General features: G+C 72.0%; 12 protein-coding genes. 8 read left to right on the top strand and 4 right to left on the bottom strand.

The features are described 5' to 3' along the window. The first annotated feature begins 83 nt into the window (after positions 1 to 83). Complete coding sequence (locus ACFYWM_RS20330) at positions 84 to 530, top strand: hypothetical protein (RefSeq protein WP_389916833.1); 447 nt, start codon at positions 84 to 86, stop codon at positions 528 to 530. Positions 531 to 542: 12 nt separating this feature from the next. Here the strand turns inward: ACFYWM_RS20330 and ACFYWM_RS20325 are convergent, their stop codons facing one another. Further along, complete coding sequence (locus ACFYWM_RS20325) at positions 543 to 1,796, bottom strand: benzoate/H(+) symporter BenE family transporter (RefSeq protein ID WP_389916831.1); 1,254 nt, start codon at positions 1,794 to 1,796, stop codon at positions 543 to 545. 169 nt (positions 1,797 to 1,965) lie between these two features. Here ACFYWM_RS20325 and ACFYWM_RS20320 point away from each other — a divergent pair, with 169 nt between their 5' ends. Both ACFYWM_RS20320 and ACFYWM_RS20315 read left to right on the top strand, forming a co-directional pair. After that, positions 1,966 to 2,718, top strand: coding sequence for a helix-turn-helix domain-containing protein (locus tag ACFYWM_RS20320; protein ID WP_389916829.1), 753 nt, complete (start codon positions 1,966 to 1,968; stop codon positions 2,716 to 2,718). Between the two features lie 62 nt (positions 2,719 to 2,780). Next, positions 2,781 to 4,004, top strand: a complete 1,224-nt coding sequence (locus ACFYWM_RS20315) for a nitrate/nitrite transporter (protein WP_389916827.1) — start codon at positions 2,781 to 2,783, stop codon at positions 4,002 to 4,004. A gap of 186 nt (positions 4,005 to 4,190) precedes the next feature. Here ACFYWM_RS20315 and ACFYWM_RS20310 read toward each other — a convergent pair whose 3' ends face one another. Further along, a complete protein-coding gene (locus ACFYWM_RS20310; protein WP_389916825.1) occupies positions 4,191 to 4,937 on the bottom strand; it encodes an MBL fold metallo-hydrolase in 747 nt (248 codons plus the stop codon). Positions 4,938 to 5,108: 171 nt separating this feature from the next. Here ACFYWM_RS20310 and rho point away from each other — a divergent pair, with 171 nt between their 5' ends. The 3 genes from rho (at position 5,109) to ACFYWM_RS20295 (ending at position 9,305) form a co-directional block, all read left to right on the top strand. Then, positions 5,109 to 6,440, top strand: coding sequence for a transcription termination factor Rho (gene rho, locus ACFYWM_RS20305; RefSeq protein ID WP_389916823.1), 1,332 nt, complete (start codon positions 5,109 to 5,111; stop codon positions 6,438 to 6,440). Positions 6,441 to 6,531: 91 nt separating this feature from the next. Further along, positions 6,532 to 7,362, top strand: coding sequence for a putative RNA methyltransferase (locus ACFYWM_RS20300; protein WP_389916821.1), 831 nt, complete (start codon positions 6,532 to 6,534; stop codon positions 7,360 to 7,362). 176 nt (positions 7,363 to 7,538) lie between these two features. Continuing rightward, positions 7,539 to 9,305 carry a S9 family peptidase gene (locus tag ACFYWM_RS20295; RefSeq protein ID WP_389916819.1) on the top strand — a complete coding sequence of 589 codons (1,767 nt, stop codon included), beginning with the start codon at positions 7,539 to 7,541 and terminating at the stop codon, positions 9,303 to 9,305. A gap of 189 nt (positions 9,306 to 9,494) precedes the next feature. Here the strand turns inward: ACFYWM_RS20295 and ACFYWM_RS20290 are convergent, their stop codons facing one another. Then, positions 9,495 to 11,033, bottom strand: coding sequence for a PP2C family protein-serine/threonine phosphatase (locus tag ACFYWM_RS20290; protein WP_389916817.1), 1,539 nt, complete (start codon positions 11,031 to 11,033; stop codon positions 9,495 to 9,497). A 120-nt stretch (positions 11,034 to 11,153) separates the two neighbouring features. Here ACFYWM_RS20290 and ACFYWM_RS20285 point away from each other — a divergent pair, with 120 nt between their 5' ends. Further along, positions 11,154 to 15,329: a HAMP domain-containing protein gene (locus ACFYWM_RS20285; protein WP_389916815.1), complete on the top strand. Its 4,176-nt coding sequence runs from the start codon at positions 11,154 to 11,156 to the stop codon at positions 15,327 to 15,329. A 3-nt stretch (positions 15,330 to 15,332) separates the two neighbouring features. Then, positions 15,333 to 15,965 (top strand): two-component system response regulator, encoded by a 633-nt coding sequence (locus tag ACFYWM_RS20280; protein ID WP_389916813.1) that lies wholly within the window; start codon positions 15,333 to 15,335, stop codon positions 15,963 to 15,965. 192 nt (positions 15,966 to 16,157) lie between these two features. Here the strand turns inward: ACFYWM_RS20280 and ACFYWM_RS20275 are convergent, their stop codons facing one another. Further along, on the bottom strand, positions 16,158 to 17,372 hold the full coding sequence (locus ACFYWM_RS20275; RefSeq protein ID WP_389916811.1) for an NYN domain-containing protein: 1,215 nt from the start codon (positions 17,370 to 17,372) through the stop codon (positions 16,158 to 16,160). Between the last annotated feature and the right edge of the window lie 563 nt (positions 17,373 to 17,935).

The following is a 17,935-nucleotide window of genomic DNA, read 5'->3' as shown; positions in this document are numbered from 1 at the left end:
TGGCAGTCACAGCAGCCAAAGCCTGAGGTGGTAGCCACATGATAGTGCTGGGACTTCTCTTGATCGTACTCGCGGGTGCGACCGTGATCGCGGTTTCCTGGGATGAGACCGCGGCATCGACCACCACCGCTTCGTTCACCGTGTTCGACCGCCTGTTCCAGTTCACCCAGCTGGAACTCTTCTTCGCGGGCGTGGCCACCGGAGCGGTCCTCCTGCTCGGCCTGGGGATGATGTTCTCCGGTATGCGGCGCTCGGCCGCGAAGCGTCGCAGCCTTCGCGCTTCGCGGACGGAGGCGCGTGACCGCGTCACCCGTCTGGAGGAGGAGAAGCGGGAGCTGGAGCGCAAGCTCGAAGCGACTCCCGCCACTCCCGCGCCCGCAACGGCCACGACCCCCGTGGTCGACCGTGACCGCGACGGCGTCGACGACCGCGTCGAGGACACCGCGCCCCACCCCCGGGTCGAGGTGCCCCGTCAGTCCTCCACCGACCAGCTGGTGGCCGGTCGCCACGGCCGCTCTGACCACCGCTAGTCACTCACGTAGTCACGTTCTCTCGCAGCCGGTGCGCCCCTCGGGTCGCACCGGCTGAGACGTGTCCGGGCCTTTCCCCTCCGGATCCGGTACGGCCCTGTCCGCCGAGTCCGCCGGGGATTTCCCGCGGTGGTGCAGGAGGGTCATGAGCCCGCCCGCGACGAGCCCCCAGAAGGCGGCGCCCACGCCCAGGAGCGTCAGTCCCGACGCGGTGACCACGAAGGTGACGGCCGCGGCCTCCCTCGCCCCGGGGTCGGCGACGGCGGAGGCGATGGCCGAGACGAGGGCGCCGAGCAGGGCGAGACCGGCGACGGCCTCGACGAGCAGCGGCGGGGAGAGCAGCACGAGCGCGGTGGCCAGCCCCGAGCCGATCCCCAGGACGATCATCGTGACGCCCGAGGAGACCGAGGCGATCCACCGGCGGGCCGGGTCGGGGTCGGCGTCGGGCCCGGCGGACAGCGCGGCGCTGATCGCCGCCAGGTTCACCGCGTGGCCGCCCAGCGGAGCACCCAGCGTGCTCGCCAGGCCGGTGGAGACGAGGATCCCGCGCAGCGGGGGACGGTAGCCGTATCCGGCCAGGACCGCCATGCCCGGCACGTTCTGCGAGGCCATGGTGACCAGGAACAGCGGGAGCGCGACGCTGACCATCGCCTGCGCGCTCCAGGCCGGGACGGTCACCTCCAGCACCGGCCGCACGTCCACCGCGCCCAGCCCGGGACCGGTCAGCGCGATGGCCGCGACCGCGACGAGGAGGGCCACCGGGATCGCCCACTTGCGGGCGAACCTGCTCAGCAGCGCCCAGGTGAGCACGACGGGACCCGCCGTCAGCGGCATCTCGGCGAGCGCTCTGACCGGCGCGACGCACAGGTCGAGCAGGACCCCGGCGAGCATGGCACCGGCGATCGACGTGGGGATGGCCGCGATCCACCGGCCCAGGGCGGGGAAGAGCCCCGCGGCGGTGAGGAGGAGTCCCGAGACGGCGAACGCCCCGACCGCGACGGGAAACCCGCCCTCCACGGCGCCGGTCGCGACCAGCAGCGCGGCTCCCGGGGTGGACCAGGCGCCGACGATCGGGACGCGCTGCCGCAGGCCCAGCCAGACGGCCACCGCGCCGCTGGCCACGCTGAGGACGAGCAGCCCCGACGCCGCCTGCCGCTGGTCGGCGCCCACCGCCCGCAGCCCCGCCAGGACCACGGCGAAGGAGCTGGCGAAACCGACCACCGCGGCCACCACTCCGGCCAGCACGGGTTGCAGCAGACGTGTCATTTCCGTTCCTCACGCGTTGACGGCGACGTCGGCGCGTCGCGACGAGGACGCCCCGCCCCGGTGACCTCTCCTCGTTCCCTCGCCTCTCGGCCCGATCACCGGCGCGTCCTCGGGGGGGAGCACCGGCCGTTCCGTAAACGGAACGGCTCTCGTGCTGCACGATAGCCCCATGGACTCCGGAGCACAAAGCCCCAGGCCCGCCGGGAAGACCGGCACACCCGGCAGACCGGCCGCGGACGACGGGACGCTCGACGGACCGGCCGCGGACACCGGCACATCCGACAGACCGGCCGCGGACATCAGCGCATCCGACGGGCCGACCGCCAGCACCGGCACACCCGGCAGGCCAGCCACGGACGGCGCGGACGGTGGCGCGCTCGGCATCGGGCGGCGGATTCGCGGGTTGCGCGAGGAGCGCGGCATCTCCCTGTCCGCCCTCGCCCGCGCCGCCGGAGTCGGCAAGGCCACGCTCTCCGGCCTGGAGAACGGCACCCGCAACCCCACCCTGGAGACCCTCTGGGCTATCACCGCCGAACTCGGCGTCCCCCTGGCGATGGCCGTCGGCACCCCGCCGCCGGTGGACGCGGACGGGAGCGGGCGGACCGAGGGGGTGCCCGTCGTCCACGGGACGGCCGTCGAGGGGACCCTGCTCCAGGTCTTCGAGGACGAGAAGGTGACGTACGAGCTCTACCGGCTGGTGATCCGGGCGGGGACGACGCAGGTCTCGCCCGCCCACCACGAGGGGGTCACCGAGCACGTGACCGTCTTCGCCGGAACGCTCAGCGCCGGACCGGCCGGGGCTCCCCTGCGGGCCGGTCCCGGCGAGCACGTCTCCTGGCGGTCGGACGTCCCGCACGCGTACACCGTCCTCGGTGACCAGGACGTCCACGCCAGCCTGCTCATCCGCTACCCGCGTCGCTGATCCCGGCGCCCTCCGCCGACCCGAACGCATTCCTAAAACACGTAAAAAGTAATATTTGCCCCATGACACCACGGTCCATGGCAATTTTCTTCTGGGCCACGGGTGTGGTTGCGTATGTCATCGCCGTCTTCCACCGGCAGTCGCTGGGGGTGGCGGGCATCGAGGCGGCGGCGAGGCTCGACGTCGGCTCGGCGGGGCTCTCGGTCCTGGCCATGTGCCAGCTGCTGGTCTACGCGGGCATGCAGGTACCCGTCGGGATATTGGTCGACCGGCTCGGCTCCAAGCGCATGCTGGTCCTGGGCGCGGTGGTGATGGCCTGCGGCGAGCTCGTCTTCGCCCTGGCCGGGGGACTGCTGCCGGGGATCGCCGGGCGGGCGCTGATCGGGTGCGGGGACGCGATGACGTTCATCAGCGTGATCAGGCTGGTCGGCCTCTCCTTCCCCGCCCGTCGCAACCCGCTGATGGTTCAGCTCACCGGCCTGCTCGGCCAGCTCGGCGCGATCGCCTCCGCGGTGCCCCTCATCTACTCCCTGCACACCTACGGCTGGACGCCGACCTTCCTGGGCGGCGCCGTCCTGGGCCTGGTCTCCGCGTTCCTTCTGGTCACGGTGCTGCGTGACCCCCGCCCCGAGCGTACGGGGGAGCCACCGAGCCTGAAGGCCGCCTGGGCGGAGCCGGGCACCCGGCTGGGCATGTGGACCCACGCGGCCACCCAGTGCTCGGCCGCGGCGTTCCTGCTGCTGTGGGGGTACCCGTTCCTGGTCCAGGGCCAGGGGCTGGCCCCCGCGACGGCGGGAGTGCTGCTGACCACGCTGACCCTGTGCGGCATGGTGTGCGGGCCGCTGCTCGGCTATCTCGCCGGGCGGTTCCCCTTCCACCGCTCCCGGATGGTGCTCATCGTGATCGGCACCACCGCCGGGGCGTGGACCGCCGTGCTGCTCTGGCCGGGACGGGCACCGCTCTGGCTGCTGGTGGCGCTCGTGGTGGTGCTCGCGGCGAACGGCCCCGGGTCGATGATCGGCTTCGACTACGCCAGGACCTTCAACCCGGCCACCCGGATCGGCGCGGCCACCGGCATCGTGAACGGCGGCGGCTTCGTCGCGTCCGTGGCGGTGATCGCCCTGATCGGCGTCACCCTCGACCTCCTGGGCGACACCGGCCTGGACGCCTTCCGGTGGGCGTTCGCCACCCAGTACCCGATCTGGGCGCTGGGCGCCGTCCAGGTCGTCCGCTACCGGGGCAAGGCACGACGGCGCCTGCTCCCGGCCGCCCGGACGAGCTCCTGACGCCCCCTCCTGCGCGAACGCCCCCTCCTGTACGGACGCCTCCGGCTCGGACGCCCCCTGGCAAGACCCCGGCTCGGGCGAGCCCGCCGAAGGGCCCCGGCCCGGACAAGCCCCACGAAGAGCCCCGGTTCAGGGGAATCTTCGTGAAGGGCCCCGGTCCAGCGGGGGCCCGTCACGCACTCCGGCTCAGGCGATCTTCGTGAAGGGCTCCGCGAAGTGGGCGGTGGCGATCATCCCGCCCGCCGCCCTGACCCGGTCGAGCAGGTCCACGCGCGTGGCGGCGGCCAGCTCGGGATCGGCGTCGTAGAGGTAGGGCACCCGCGGATCCTCCAGCTGCACCGGATGCAGCACCACGTCGCCGGTGAGCACCAGGTCGCCGACCTGGACGACCTGGTGACCCGGGGTGTGGCCCGGGGTGAGCAGCACCCGGACGCCGGGCAGCACCTCCGTTCCGCCGTCCACCGCCTGCACCCGCTCGCCCAGCGGCCGGACGACGTGGTCGAGGACCGCCTCGTCCGCCGCGTCGATCTCGGCGCGCTGCAGGACGTGCCGGGCGTTGGCGAAGACCGGCGCCCCCGCGACCACCGCACCGCTCGCGTGGTCGCTGTGCAGGTGCGTGATGACCACCGCGTCCACCTCCTCGGGGGCCGTCCCCACCCTGGCCAGCTCCGCGCCCAGGGCGCCGGGCACCGGGGCCCAGCTCGCCGCGGGCGAGTCGCGGGGGCCGATGCCGGTGTCGACGAGCACCGTGCGCCCCGCCGCGTCGCGCAGCAGGTAGCAGTGGAAGTGCAGGATCCACTCGTCCGACTCGCCGTGGCGGCCGCCGGGGAACATCTGCGGCATCGGGCGCCGGATCGCGTCGCCCATCGGCCCCACCGCGTCACACAGCGGGAACACCTCGACCCCTGCGACCGTTATGGGTTGATGTAGCATCCGCTCTCCTTTTCGGGATGGGGCGACGGTGCTACCGTGATACCGGGCGTGACGCACCGCTGGCTAGGCCGCGTGCGATGGATCCGCCCCCGTTTCTCGCTTTTCTCTCGGCACCGCTCCCGCCTCAGGCGTGCGGTCCTCTTCTCCCGTTTCTCCCGTGAAAGGTCATCCATGACCGCCGAACCCGTTTTCAAGGAACCCACCATCGAGAAAGTCACCGCCAAGAAGGTGCCGCGCCCTCGCGGAGGCGACGCGAGCACCACCCCCGGGAAAGCTCCCCGGCGGACCGGCACGGCCACCGCCGGACGCTCCCCCGCACGCTCCTCCGGGCACTCCTCCGAGCGCGACACCTCCGCCGGACGCTCCCCCGCACGCTCCTCAGAGCGCGATACCCCCGCCGGACGCTCTCCCGGACACGACGCCCCCGCCGAGACCGTGACCGGCCTGCTCGACGTCCGCGACCGGACCGGATACCTCAGGACCGGCGGCTACCTGCCGTCACCGCGCGACGTCCGCGTGCCCCACTCCCAGCTCTCCGAGTACGGCCTGCGCCCCGGTGACCACGTCGTGGCCACCGCGCGTGCCCCGTACGAGCGCCTGGAGGGGGTGGAGAGCGTGAACGGCGCCACCTCCTGGAGGCACCGGCCCGACTTCGCGGACATGACCCCGATCCACCCGCGCGACCGGCTCCGGCTGGAGACCGGGTCGCTGACCGGCAGGGTCGTCGACCTGTTCACGCCGGTCGGCAAGGGGCAGCGCGGGCTGATCGTCGCCCCGCCCAAGGCGGGCAAGACGATGGTCCTGCAGGACCTGGCCGCCGCGGTCACCGCCAACCACCCGGACTGCCACCTCATGGTCGTGCTCGTCGGCGAGCGCCCCGAGGAGGTCACCGAGATGCGCGAGTCCGTCCACGGCGAGGTCGCCGCGTCCACGTTCGACCGTCCCGACCGCGACCACACCGCCGTCGCCGAACTCGCCGTCGAGCGCGCCAAGCGCCTGGCCGAGGCCGGGCACGACGTCGTCCTCCTGCTCGACTCCCTCACCCGGCTCGCCCGCGCGTACAACAACCTCGCCCCCGGCGGCGGGCGCACCCTCGCCGGTGGCATCGACGCCGCGGCCCTGCTCCCCCCGCGCCGCTTCTTCGGCGCCGCCCGCAACCTGCGCGACGGCGGCTCGCTCACCATCCTCGCCACCGCGCTGGTCGAGACCGGCTCGCGGATGGACGACAGCCTCTTCGAGGAGTTCAAGGGCACCGGCAACATGGAGCTGCGCCTCAGCCGCGCCCTCGCCGACAAGCGCCTCTACCCCGCCGTCGACCTCGACGCCTCAAGCACCCGCCGCGAGGAGATCCTCCTCGACCCCCGGGAGCGGCAGCTCACCTGGCGGCTGCGCCGCACGCTGGGCGGCCTGGAGCGGCAGCAGGCCCTGGAACTCCTCACCGGCAGGCTGAGCGAGACCCCCTCCAACGCGGCCTTCCTCCAGCAGATCCAGCAGACCACCTGACTCCCCCGTTGAGCCTGACTTCCCCGTTCAGCCTGACTCCCCCGGCTCAGCGCGACATCCCGGCCCCGGCGGGGCGCGAGATGATGGGGGGATGCTGGACGATGTCGTCGAACACCTCGCCTGCCCGGTCTGCCGGGGCTCCCTCGAACTCGGGGAGCGGGTCCTGCGGTGCGCCCTGGGGCACGGCTTCGACGTGGCCAGGCAGGGATACGTCAGCCTGCTGACCGGCTCCCGGGTGCCGGGAACGGCCGACAGCGCGGCCATGGTGGCGGCCAGGGACGCTTTCCTCGCCGCCGGGCACTACGCCCCGCTGGCCGAGGCGGTCGCCGGCGCCTGCCGTACCGGCGCGAAGGTGGTCGCGGACGCCGGTGCCGGTACGGGCCACTATCTCGCGCGGGCGCTCGACGGGCTGCCGGGGGCCGCCGGGGTGGCGCTGGACGTCTCCAAGCACGCGATCAGGCGCGCCGCGCGGGCCCATCCCCGGCTGGGAGCGGTGGTGGCCGACGTGTGGAGACCGCTCCCGCTGGGGGACGGCACGATCGATGTGCTCCTCAATGTGTTCGCCCCTAGAAATGGGGCAGAGTTCGCACGAGTGCTCAAGGGGGACGGTGAGCTCGTAGTGGTCACACCGACCTCACGGCACCTCGCGCCACTGGTGGAGCGGCTGGGGCTCCTGTCGGTGGACGACTCGAAGGAGCGGCGTGTGGCGGAGAGCCTGAACGAGTACTTCGTCGAGACCGGCCGGAACACCCTCGCGTTCGAGATGTCCCTGGGGCATGATGCGGTCGAGGCGGTCGTGGGAATGGGACCCAGCGCCTGGCATACAGATACGGAAGTTATGCGAAGAAGGATCGCCGAACTCCCAGAAAAGTGCCTCGTGGAGGCTTCTTTCCGTATGTCTATCTTTAAGCACCACCTCTGAGCAAGCTGTGTGCTTGACAGCCCCCTTCGGGGCGCCTGTTACTGATGTGACTTTTAGTCCGAAATTCCCCGACATTACTCAAGCAATTAGCCGGTGAAGACGACATACTGGACCGCAATCCGGCGAGCCCGCGCCTGGACGCGTGAAGCTGACGCCTTGACGGAGGGAAGCGCACTATGAAGGCGGAGGAGCGCTGGCAGGCCAGGTTCCGTGCGCCGCGCGCGACGTTACCCGTGTGGGGGAGCCAGGCCCCCAGCCGGTCCGTCTACCGCAGCAACGCCTCGGGGGCGTGGGAGGTCTACGCCTGGGACCGCGCGGGTGGCTCCACCCGCCAGGTGACCTCGCGTCCCAAGGGCACCTCGCACGGCGCGATCGACCCCACCGGGCAGTGGATCTGGTGGTTCGACGACACCGACGGCGACGAGTGGGGCCGGTGGATGCGCCAGCCCTTCTACGGTGGCCCCGACCAGCCCGTCGACCTCGACCCCGGCTTCCCCGCCGGGCTCGGGCTCTCCGCGACGGGCGACGCGGTCATCGGCATGGCCAGGCCGGGCCAGGGCTTCACCGTCCATCTCGTACGGCCGGGCGAGCCCGCGCGGACGATCTACGAGCACACCGAGGCGGCGGCCGTCTCCGCGGTCTCCCTGGACGGCTCGCTGATCGCGATCAGCCACAGCGAGCGCGGCGACGCCCGCCACCCCGGCCTGCGGGTGCTCCGGCGCAACGGCGACGTCGTCGGCGACCTGCACGACGAGCCCGGCAAGGGGGTCGTCGGCCTGCGCTTCGCGCCGGTGTCGGGGGACCGTCGCCTGCTCACCCTGCACGAGCGCAGGGGCCGCCGCGAGCCCCTCGTCTGGGACCCCGAGACCGGCGACCAGCGGGAGATCTGGCTGCGCGACCCGGGTGAGATCACCGCCGACTGGTACGGCGACGGCCGCTCGCTGCTCGTCGTGCGGGCCAACCGGGGGCGCACCTACCTGAGCCGCTACGACCTTCCCGGCGGCGGCCTCTTCCCCATCGAGACCCAGCACGGCGTGATCGACTCCGCCGCGCCCCGCCCCGACGGCTCCGTCGAGTACTCCTGGTCCAGCGGGGCCCACCCGCCGCTGATCCGGTCGACCAGCGGCCACGTGGTGATGAACCACGGCGGCCCCACCTCGCCCCCGTCGGTCCCGGTCGAGGACGTCGACGTGGAGGGGCCCGGCGGCCGCATCCACGCCCTGGTCTCCCGCCCCGAGCGCGGCTCCGGCCCCTTCCCCACGGTCTTCCTGCTGCACGGCGGGCCCACCGCCCAGGACGACGACTCCTTCGTGCCGCAGGTGGCCGCCTGGGTGGACCTCGGCTTCGCGGTCGTGCGGGTCAACTACCGGGGCTCCACTGGGTACGGCTCGGCCTGGCGCAACGCCCTGCACGGCGACGTCGGGCACATCGAGCTGGCCGACGTGGCCGCCGTCAGGGACACCATGGTCGACCGCGGCGTCAGCGACCCCGACCGGCTGGTGCTGTCCGGCGCCTCCTGGGGCGGCTACCTCACGCTGCTCGGCCTGGGCACCCAGCCCAAGGTGTGGGCGGCGGGCATCGCCACGGTGCCGATCGCCGACCACACCGCCGCCTACGCCGAGGAGACGGAGGCGCTGCGCTCCTATCACCGCGCGCTGCTCGGCGGCTCACCCGAGGAGCAGCCCGAGCGGTACGCGAACAGCTCGCCCATCACCTACGTCGACCAGGTCGAGGCCCCGCTGCTGATCCTCGCCGGGGAGAACGACCCGCGCTGCCCGATCGGGCAGATCGAGACGTACGTGGCCAGGCTCGCCGAGCGCGACCACGATCACCGGGTGTACCGCTACGACGCGGGCCACGGCTCCCTGGTCGTCTCCGAGCGGATCGCGCAGATGTCGGCCCAGCTGGACTTCGCCAGGAAGCACGTGAAGACCGACCTCTGACCCCGTGCCGCGACGGGCGCCCCCGGAAACCCACGCGCGGCCCCGGAAGCCCACGGGCGGCCCCGAGTCCCGGAAGCTCGCGAGCGGCCAAACGGGCGGCCCCGAAAGCCCACGGGCGGACAGACGGGCGGCCCCGAAAGCTCGCGCGCGACCGTGAAAGCCCGCGGGCGGGCAAAAAGGTCAGGCCCGTCAGCGGGCTCGCAGGACCACGATCGCCATGTCGTCGGCGCTCGGCTCGGGCGCGAAGTCCTGGACCGCGCGGCGGATCCGCTCGGCGACCGCCCGCGCCGACAGCCCCGCGCACTCGGCCAGCAGCTTGGCCAGCCCCCCGTCGTCGTCGAGCAGCCGCCCGTCCCTGCGGCGCTCGGTGACCCCGTCGGTCACCGCGAGGAGCACGTCGCCGGGGTCGAGGTGGACGAGCTCCGCCTTGAAGGTCGCCTCGGGGAAGACGCCCAGCAGCGACTGGGAGGTCACCACGGTCTCCACGACGCCGCTGGGCTTCAGCCGCAGCGCCTCGGGGTGCCCCGCGGAGACCATCGCCACGTCCAGGCCGCTCGGCACGGGCTTGATCTCCCCGTGCAGCAGCGTCAGGAACCGGGCGCGCTCGCCCTCGTCGAGGATGGCCTGGTTGAGGCGGTCGAGGACGGCCGCCACCCCGTACCCCTCCCGGGCGAGCAGGCGCAGGGTGTGGCGGGCCAGGCCGGTGACCGCGGCGGCCTCGGGGCCGGTCCCGCAGACGTCGCCCACCGCGAACCGCCAGGAGCCGTCGCCGGCGGCGAAGAGATCGTAGAAGTCGCCGCCGACCTCGTTGGTCTCCCCTGCGGGCTCGTAGACCACCGCGGGGTCCAGGCCGGGGATCTCGCCCGGCTCGTCGGGAGGGAGCAGGCTGCGCTGCAGGGCCCGGTTGGCCGCCGCCTGGGTGGCGTACAGCAGGGCGTTGTCCAGGGCGAGCGCGGCGCGGCGGCCGATGTCCTCGGCGTACTGGAAGACGTCCTCGGCGAACCGGTCGGGCCGCCCCAGGCACATCGCGCCCAGCGTGCGGCCGCGGGCGAGGAGCGGGATGATCAGCACCTGCGAGTCACCGAGCTGCATGGAGCCGCCGGTCTGCGGGATCTGGACCTCGGCGAGCTCCTCCCTGAGCTCGTCGATGCGGCGCTCGTCGGTGTGCCAGAGGTAGGCTGGGCGTTGCGGGCCGCCGCCGTTGCTCCACGTGTAGACGGCGCACCAGGTGGCCAGCCGCGGCACCACGATCTGCGAGACGATCGCGGGCACCATGTCGGGATCGAGGGTGCCCGCCAGCAGATCGCTGGCGTCGGCGAGAAAACCCATCCAAATAGGCCCGCGGCTGGGTTCCTCGGCGGTCCACTCCGAGGACGGCCGCCCGGAGGAGCCGGGCAGCCGGATCCTGGCCCAGTGCGTGCGCTGCTGACCGGCGAAGGTGACACCCCATTCCTCCACTGGTACGGACGGGGCGCCGGGGCTCCCGTCGGGGGCCTGCTTGTGGCGCACCTCGATCTGCAGCCCGTCGCCCAGATGGCTCCAGACGATCTCGAAGGGGGCGTCGGTCACCTGCGACGACAGGTCTGCCGCCAGTCGCTCGGCGACCGCCAGGACGGACGCGGCGGCCCAGGCGGTCATCACCTCGATGGTGAACCGTCTGGCGGCGGGAACGGCCGTCTGTCCTGGGGCGAAGGTCGCCGCCAGGACGGCACGTGGAGCACTGGTCACTGTTCCGTGACTACCACACTTCCCGTTGACATGGGGTGAATCGAAGGTGGGACTACACATTGCGCACCGTGACAGACTGGGGTGACTCACGGCTGCGCCCCCGGGAGTCAAGGAGGTCATATGACCACGGTCAACACCGTGCCCGACGTCGAGGAGCGACGTTACAGCGAATCCGATCTGCGACCGATCCTGCAAACGCTGATCACCTGGCGCGACGGTGACTTCCGCCGCCGGGTGCCGCACGCCCCACCCGGAATCCTCAGCGAGATCCGCCTGCTGCTCAACGAGGTGGCCGACCGCCGCGAGCACCTCGCCAACGAGCTGCACCGCGTGCGCCGCGAGGTGGTGAAGGAGGGCCGCTTCGGCGAGCGCCTCACCCCCGGTCCCGGAGTGGGTTCGTGGGCCGAGAGCGTCGATTCGGTCAACACGCTGATCGACGCGCTGGTGGGCCCGGTGAGCGGGGCCGCGGACGTGATCGACGCGGTGGCCAAGGGCGATCTGTCCCGCCGGATCGACCTCGACCGCGGTGCCAGGGGCGAGGTGCGCCGCCTCGGCAAGGCGATCAACGGCATGGTCGACCAGCTGTCGCTGTTCACGTCCGAGGTGACGCGGGTGGCCAGGGAGGTCGGCACCGAGGGCCGCCTGGGCGGCCGGGCGAACGTGCGCGGCATGTCGGGAAGCTGGCGCGACCTCACCGAGGCCGTCAACACCATGTCCAGCCGCGTCTCCGCGCAGGTCCGCGACATCGCCGCGGTGACCACCGGGGTCGCGCGGGGCGACCTGAGCCGCAAGGTCACCGTCGACGCGGTCGGCGAGATGTTCGAGCTGAAGAACACCGTCAACACCATGGTCGACCAGCTGCTGGCGTTCGCCGAGGAGGTCACCCGCGTCGCCCGCGAGGTCGGCACCGAGGGGCAGCTCGGCGGCCAGGCGCAGGTGCGCGGCGTCTCGGGGGTCTGGAAGGACCTCACCGACAACGTCAACGTGATGGCGGGCAACCTGACCACCCAGGTCCGCGCCATCGCGGCCGTCTCCACGGCGGTGGCGCAGGGCGACCTGTCCAAGAAGATCACCGCGGACGCCCAGGGTGAGATCCTGCAGCTCAAGGACACCCTGAACACCATGGTCGACCAGCTGTCGATGTTCGCCGACGAGGTCACCCGCGTCGCCCGCGAGGTCGGCACCGAGGGCCAGCTCGGCGGCCAGGCCCGCGTACGCGGCGTCTCCGGGGTCTGGAAGGACCTCACCGACAACGTCAACTCCATGGCCAACAACCTGACCTACCAGGTCCGCAACATCGCCGAGGTCACCACCGCCGTCGCCAACGGGGACCTGACCCGCAAGATCGACGTGGACGCGCAGGGGGAGATCCTCGCCCTCAAGACCACGATCAACACCATGGTCGACCAGCTGTCCTCCTTCGCCTCCGAGGTGAGCCGCGTGGCCCGCGAGGTCGGCTCCGAGGGGCAGCTCGGCGGCCAGGCGCAGGTGCCCGGCGTCTCCGGCACCTGGAAGGACCTCACCGACAACGTCAACGTGATGGCGAACAACCTGACCACCCAGGTCCGCCAGATCGCCGCGGTGTCCACCGCCGTCGCCCAGGGCAACCTGTCCAAGAAGATCACCGCGGACGCCCAGGGTGAGATCCTCCAGCTCAAGGACACCCTGAACACCATGGTCGACCAGCTGTCGATGTTCGCCGACGAGGTCACCCGCGTCGCCCGCGAGGTCGGCACCGAGGGCCAGCTCGGCGGCCAGGCCCGCGTACGCGGCGTCTCCGGGGTCTGGAAGGACCTCACCGACAACGTCAACTCCATGGCCAACAACCTGACCTACCAGGTCCGCAACATCGCCGAGGTCACCACCGCCGTCGCCTCCGGCAACCTGACCCGCAAGATCGACGTCAACGCCCAGGGCGAGATCCTCGCCCTCAAGACCACGATCAACACCATGGTCGACCAGCTGTCCTCCTTCGGCGCGGAGGTCACCCGCGTCGCCCGCGAGGTCGGCTCCGAGGGCAAGCTCGGCGGCCAGGCCCGCGTCGAGGGCGCCGAGGGCATCTGGAAGCGCCTCACCGAGAACGTCAACGAGCTCGCCGCCCGCCTCACCACCCAGGTGCGCGCCATCGCCGAGGTCACCACCGCCGTGGCCACCGGCGACCTGACCCGTTCCATCACCGTCGACGCCGAGGGCGAGATCGGCGAGCTGAAGGACAACATCAACATGATGGTGGCGGTGCTGCGCGACACCACCACCGCCAACCAGGAACAGGACTGGCTGAAGTCCAACCTGGCCAGGATCTCCCGCCTCATGCAGGGCCACCGCGACCTGATGGAGGTCGCCAAGCTCATCATGAGCGAGCTGACCCCGCTGGTGTCGGCCCACTACGGCGCCTTCTACCTCGCCGAACCCACCGGCGACCGCGACCTGCACCTCATCGCCGGATACGGCGCCCGCCCCGGCAACGGCCCCCGGCAGCGGTTCGCGACCGGGGAGGGCATCGTCGGCCAGGCCGCGATGGAGGGCAGGGGGATCATCCTCGGCAACGTGCCCGCCCGCTACCTGACCGTCGACACCGGCCTGAGCACCTCCACGCCCGCGCAGATCGTCGTGCTGCCGGTCCTGTTCGAGACGCAGGTGCTCGGCGTGCTGGAGCTGGCCTCGTTCAGCGAGTTCAGCGAGATCCACCACGACTTCCTGAACCAGCTCGTCGAGACCATCGGCGTCACGATGAACACGATCATCGCCAACTCCAGGACCGAGGACCTGCTGACCGAGTCGCAGCGCCTCACCACCGAGCTTCAGGAGCGCTCCGACGAGCTCCAGCGCCAGCAGGAGGAGCTGCGCCGCTCCAACGCCGAGCTGGAGGACAAGGCCGCGCTGCTGGCCAAGCAGAACCGGGCCATCGAGATCCAGAACTTCCAGATCGAGCAGGCCCGCCGCACGCTGGAGGAGCGCGCCGAGCAGCTCGCGGTCTCCTCGCGCTACAAGTCCGAGTTCCTCGCCAACATGTCCCACGAGCTGCGCACCCCGCTCAACAGCCTCCTCGTGCTCGCCAAGCTGCTCACCGAGAACGCCGAGGGCAACCTCACCCCCCAGCAGGTGGAGTTCGCCAGGACCATCCACGGCGCGGGCTCGGCCCTGCTGCAGCTGATCAACGACATCCTCGACCTGTCGAAGGTCGAGGCGGGCCGGATGGACATCCACCCCCAGCAGATCTCGCTGCCCAAGCTCGTCGACTACTTCGAGGCCACCTTCGCGCCGCTGGCCCAGGACAAGGGCCTGTCGTTCACCGTCGAGGTCGATCCCTCGATCCCGCAGGAGCTGCGCACCGACGAGCAGCGCCTCCAGCAGGTGCTGCGCAACCTGCTCTCCAACGCGATCAAGTTCACCCCCAAGGGGGAGGTGCGGCTGCGGGTGATCCACGCCAGGCGCGCCGTCTCCTTCGTGGACGACACCCTGCGCGGCGCCGACGGCATCCTCGCCTTCGAGGTGGTCGACACCGGCATCGGGATCGCCTCCGACAAGCTGGAGGTCATCTTCGAGGCGTTCCGCCAGGCCGACGGGACCACCAGCCGCAAGTACGGCGGGACGGGCCTGGGCCTGTCCATCTGCCGCGAGATCGCCCGCCTGCTCGGCGGCGAGATCCACGTGATCAGCGAGGTCGGCGAGGGCAGCACCTTCACCCTCTACCTGCCCCCGTCGTACGGCGGCCCGCTGGCCGCGCGCGACGGCGGCGCCAGCGCCCCCAGCTCCTCCCCCCGCGAACCGGCGCTCGTCGGCGCGCTGGAGGGGCCGGACGACCTGCCGGAGCTGACGTTCAACGACGACATGCCGCTGCCGCAGTTCCCGCAGGGCGAGGGCAAGCCGTGGAAGGGCGACGACCCGCTGACCGGGGCGAAGATCCTGATCGTCGACGACGACATCCGCAACGTCTTCGCGCTGACCAGCGTGCTGGAGCGGTACGGCTCCACGGTGATCTACGCGGAGAACGGCCGCGAGGGCATCGAGCAGCTCGAACGCAACGAGGACGTCGCCCTCGTCCTGATGGACATCATGATGCCGGAGATGGACGGCTGGGCCACTACCTCCGCGATCCGCCGGATGCCCCAGTTCGCGGACCTGCCGATCATCGCGCTAACCGCTAAGGTCATGCGAGGCGACCGGGAGAAAAGCATCGCATCCGGCGCCTCCGACTACGTGCCCAAGCCCGTGGACGTCGACCGCCTCCTGGAGAGGTTGCGCGGCTGGCTGACGCGGGGCAAGCCGGCCGGCGACTCCAACGAAGGCGTGTGATCGATGCCGGACAGAGCCAAGATCCTCCTGGTCGACGACCGGGAGGAGAACCTGATCGCGCTCGAGGCCATTCTCAGCTCGCTCGACCTGATACCCGTCCGGGCGAAGTCGGGGGAGGAGGCGCTGAAGGCGCTGCTCGGCACGGAGTTCGCGCTGATCCTGCTCGACGTCCGGATGCCGGGCATGGACGGCTTCGAGACGGCGGCCCACATCAAGCGCCGCGAGCGCACCCGCAACATCCCGATCATCTTCCTCACCGTGGTCGACAGCGCCCCCGACTACGCCTTCCGCAGCTACGCCGCGGGGGCCGTCGACTACCTCACCAAGCCCTTCGACCCGTGGGTGCTCCGGGCCAAGGTCGCGGTGTTCGTGGAGCTCTACAACATGAACCGCAGGCTCGCCGAGCAGGCCACCATGCTCCGCGAGCGCCTCGGCGCGGAGCTGCCGCCCGGTGAGGCCGCCGACCAGGCCGCCGTGCTGCCCGAGCTGTCCAGGCGCCTGACCGCCGTCGAGGAGGAGCTGGGCCGGGTCTCCGAGCTGGCCCGCAAGAGCGGCGACCTCAGCCTCGCGGGGCCGATCGCCGACCTGTCCAACCGCCTCGGCCACCTGCGCGCGGGCTTCGACGCCCTCACCTGACGAACGCTCCCACGGCTTCCCGGGCAGCGGCCCTCGCCTGACGGGCCCCACGGCCCGGCGACGATGCCCGTACGGCTTGCCGGACGCTCTCACATGACGGATCCCACGGCCCGGCGACGTGCCCGGACGCCTCTCCCATGGCGGAACCCCACGGGCCGGTCACGGTGCCGTACGGCGGCGTCCCGGACGCTTCTAGCGGCGGGCGCGCTCCAGGGCGTCCCAGAAGCCGCGGCGCAGGGCGTGGCGGACCTCGTCGTGCAGGAGGAAGTCGATCGGCAGGGAGGAGCCCTGGAGCAGGCGCGCCTCCAGGTCCGAGGGCATCCGGGGCTTGCGGGCGAGGACCGCCTCCAGCCACAGGGCGGGCGCGTCCTTGGCCACGGACTCGCCGAAGTCGTGGCCCTCCTTGTGGGCGGCCTGAACCGCGTCGGAGAGGGTCGTCGCGGTGCCGGTGCTCTGCGGGGGGACCGGGGCCGCCTGGGGGCCGGTGTAGGCGCCCGTCTGCGGGGGCTGGTAGGTCGGCATGCTGCCGGTGTTGGCGCCCAGGGAGTACTGGGGCGCGGTCGGCAGCGGGCCGGTCTGGGTGGTGCCGGTGGACGCGTGCGAGGGCGTGGGGGCGGGCGGGGCGGGCGGGGCGGGCGGAGGCGGGGCCGGCGGCGCGGCGGGAGTGACCGGGGTGATCGGCGACTCCTGGGTGTAGCTCGGGTAGGTCGAGAGCGGCGCGGACTGGGCGTGGGCCGCGCGGGAGGTCTGGATCGCGGGGATGGGGCTGGTGGCCGGGGCGCCGTTGCTCCCGCCGGAGCCGCGGGAGGTGACGGGCTGGCCGTTGGCGGAACCGCGCTGGTGGCCGTTGGTCACCAGGGCGGGCACGTCGCCGCTGAGCATGCTGACGTGGGGGCGCAGCTGACCGGCGCCGATCTCGATCAGGTCGTCGCACTCCTGGCGCAGCGTGCGGGAGACGGCCCAGCTGCCGTCGGCGCTGATGTGGACCACGGTGACCCGGATGCCGAGGTCCTGGGCGTCGCAGACGACCTGCGCCAGGTCCTCGTCACCGCTGACCACGACCGCGTCGCAGACCGCGCCGTTGCGGGCCAGCGTCATCAGGTCGCGGTGGACCTGGGCGTCGACGCCCTCGCGGCGGCCGGGGCGGATGCGCGACAGGCGGAGCTTGAGGCCGGGAATGTCGGCCAGCGTGTCGTGCTCGGGGGTGCGGCGGCCCTCCACGGTCGCCTCGTACCAGTAGCAGCGCAGCAGCGGCAGGCCGGTGCGCTCTCTCGACAGCTTGTTCAGCAGCTGGAGCAATCCCGGGTAGTCCCAGGAGACGGACTCGCGGTGGCGGGTACCGTGCACCGCCATCGCGCCGTCGGCCAGCAGGTAGCCGGCGTCCACGAACAGCGCGCAACGATCCACACGACACCGCCCTTCCTACGTAGCCCGATCCTTCGGTTCAGACAAGCCTGAAAGAACCCCTAAGAGACCGGACAGACGGCCCTTCCTCAGGGTAATCAAGCAGCTGACCATCCGAGGGTGAATCCCGACGATTCCACCCGCGCTCGACCATACGCTGGATCGTTCACGCAGACCGTACCAGTTTGTCCCGTTCGTAAACCCCCTCGGCGAACTGTCACTCGCCCGGGTTTCCCGCCGCGCCGCCACAGGCGTCCCCGCACCCCGCATGACGCCTCCACCGCACAACGGCCCCGGGCGAACGGTGCGCCCCTCCACCACCGGGAACGCCCTCGGGAGCGCGCCCGGGACATCCCTTCCGCCTCCGCGACACTCACCGCCACCACGGGGCCCGTACGTGCCGCGCACACCGTCACAGCGTCACGCACGCCGTCACGGAGGCCGCGCACACCGTCACAGCGTCACGCACGCCGTCACGGAGGCCGCGCACACCGTCACAGCGTCACGCACGCCGTCACGGAGGCCGCGCACGCCACCGCACGAGAGCCGAGCGGGCCGAGCGGGCC

The sequence above is a fragment of the Streptosporangium sp. NPDC002721 genome, from assembly GCF_042888905.1.
In the GTDB taxonomy this organism is placed as follows: Bacteria; Actinomycetota; Actinomycetes; order Streptosporangiales; family Streptosporangiaceae; genus Streptosporangium.
This window is presented reverse-complemented; position numbering and strand designations above follow the sequence as displayed.

Bases quoted from the DNA above. Each gene is read 5' to 3' on its own strand.
- ACFYWM_RS20285 (WP_389916815.1), top strand. From the start codon at position 11,154: ATGACCACGGTCAACACCGTGCCCGACGTCGAGGAGCGACGTTACAGC.
- ACFYWM_RS20320 (WP_389916829.1), top strand. From the start codon at position 1,966: ATGGACTCCGGAGCACAAAGCCCCAGGCCCGCCGGGAAGACCGGCACA.
- rho (WP_389916823.1), top strand. From the start codon at position 5,109: ATGACCGCCGAACCCGTTTTCAAGGAACCCACCATCGAGAAAGTCACC.
- ACFYWM_RS20280 (WP_389916813.1), top strand. From the start codon at position 15,333: ATGCCGGACAGAGCCAAGATCCTCCTGGTCGACGACCGGGAGGAGAAC.
- ACFYWM_RS20310 (WP_389916825.1), bottom strand. From the start codon at position 4,937: ATGCTACATCAACCCATAACGGTCGCAGGGGTCGAGGTGTTCCCGCTG.
- ACFYWM_RS20300 (WP_389916821.1), top strand. From the start codon at position 6,532: ATGCTGGACGATGTCGTCGAACACCTCGCCTGCCCGGTCTGCCGGGGC.
- ACFYWM_RS20315 (WP_389916827.1), top strand. From the start codon at position 2,781: ATGACACCACGGTCCATGGCAATTTTCTTCTGGGCCACGGGTGTGGTT.
- ACFYWM_RS20325 (WP_389916831.1), bottom strand. From the start codon at position 1,796: ATGACACGTCTGCTGCAACCCGTGCTGGCCGGAGTGGTGGCCGCGGTG.
- ACFYWM_RS20295 (WP_389916819.1), top strand. From the start codon at position 7,539: ATGAAGGCGGAGGAGCGCTGGCAGGCCAGGTTCCGTGCGCCGCGCGCG.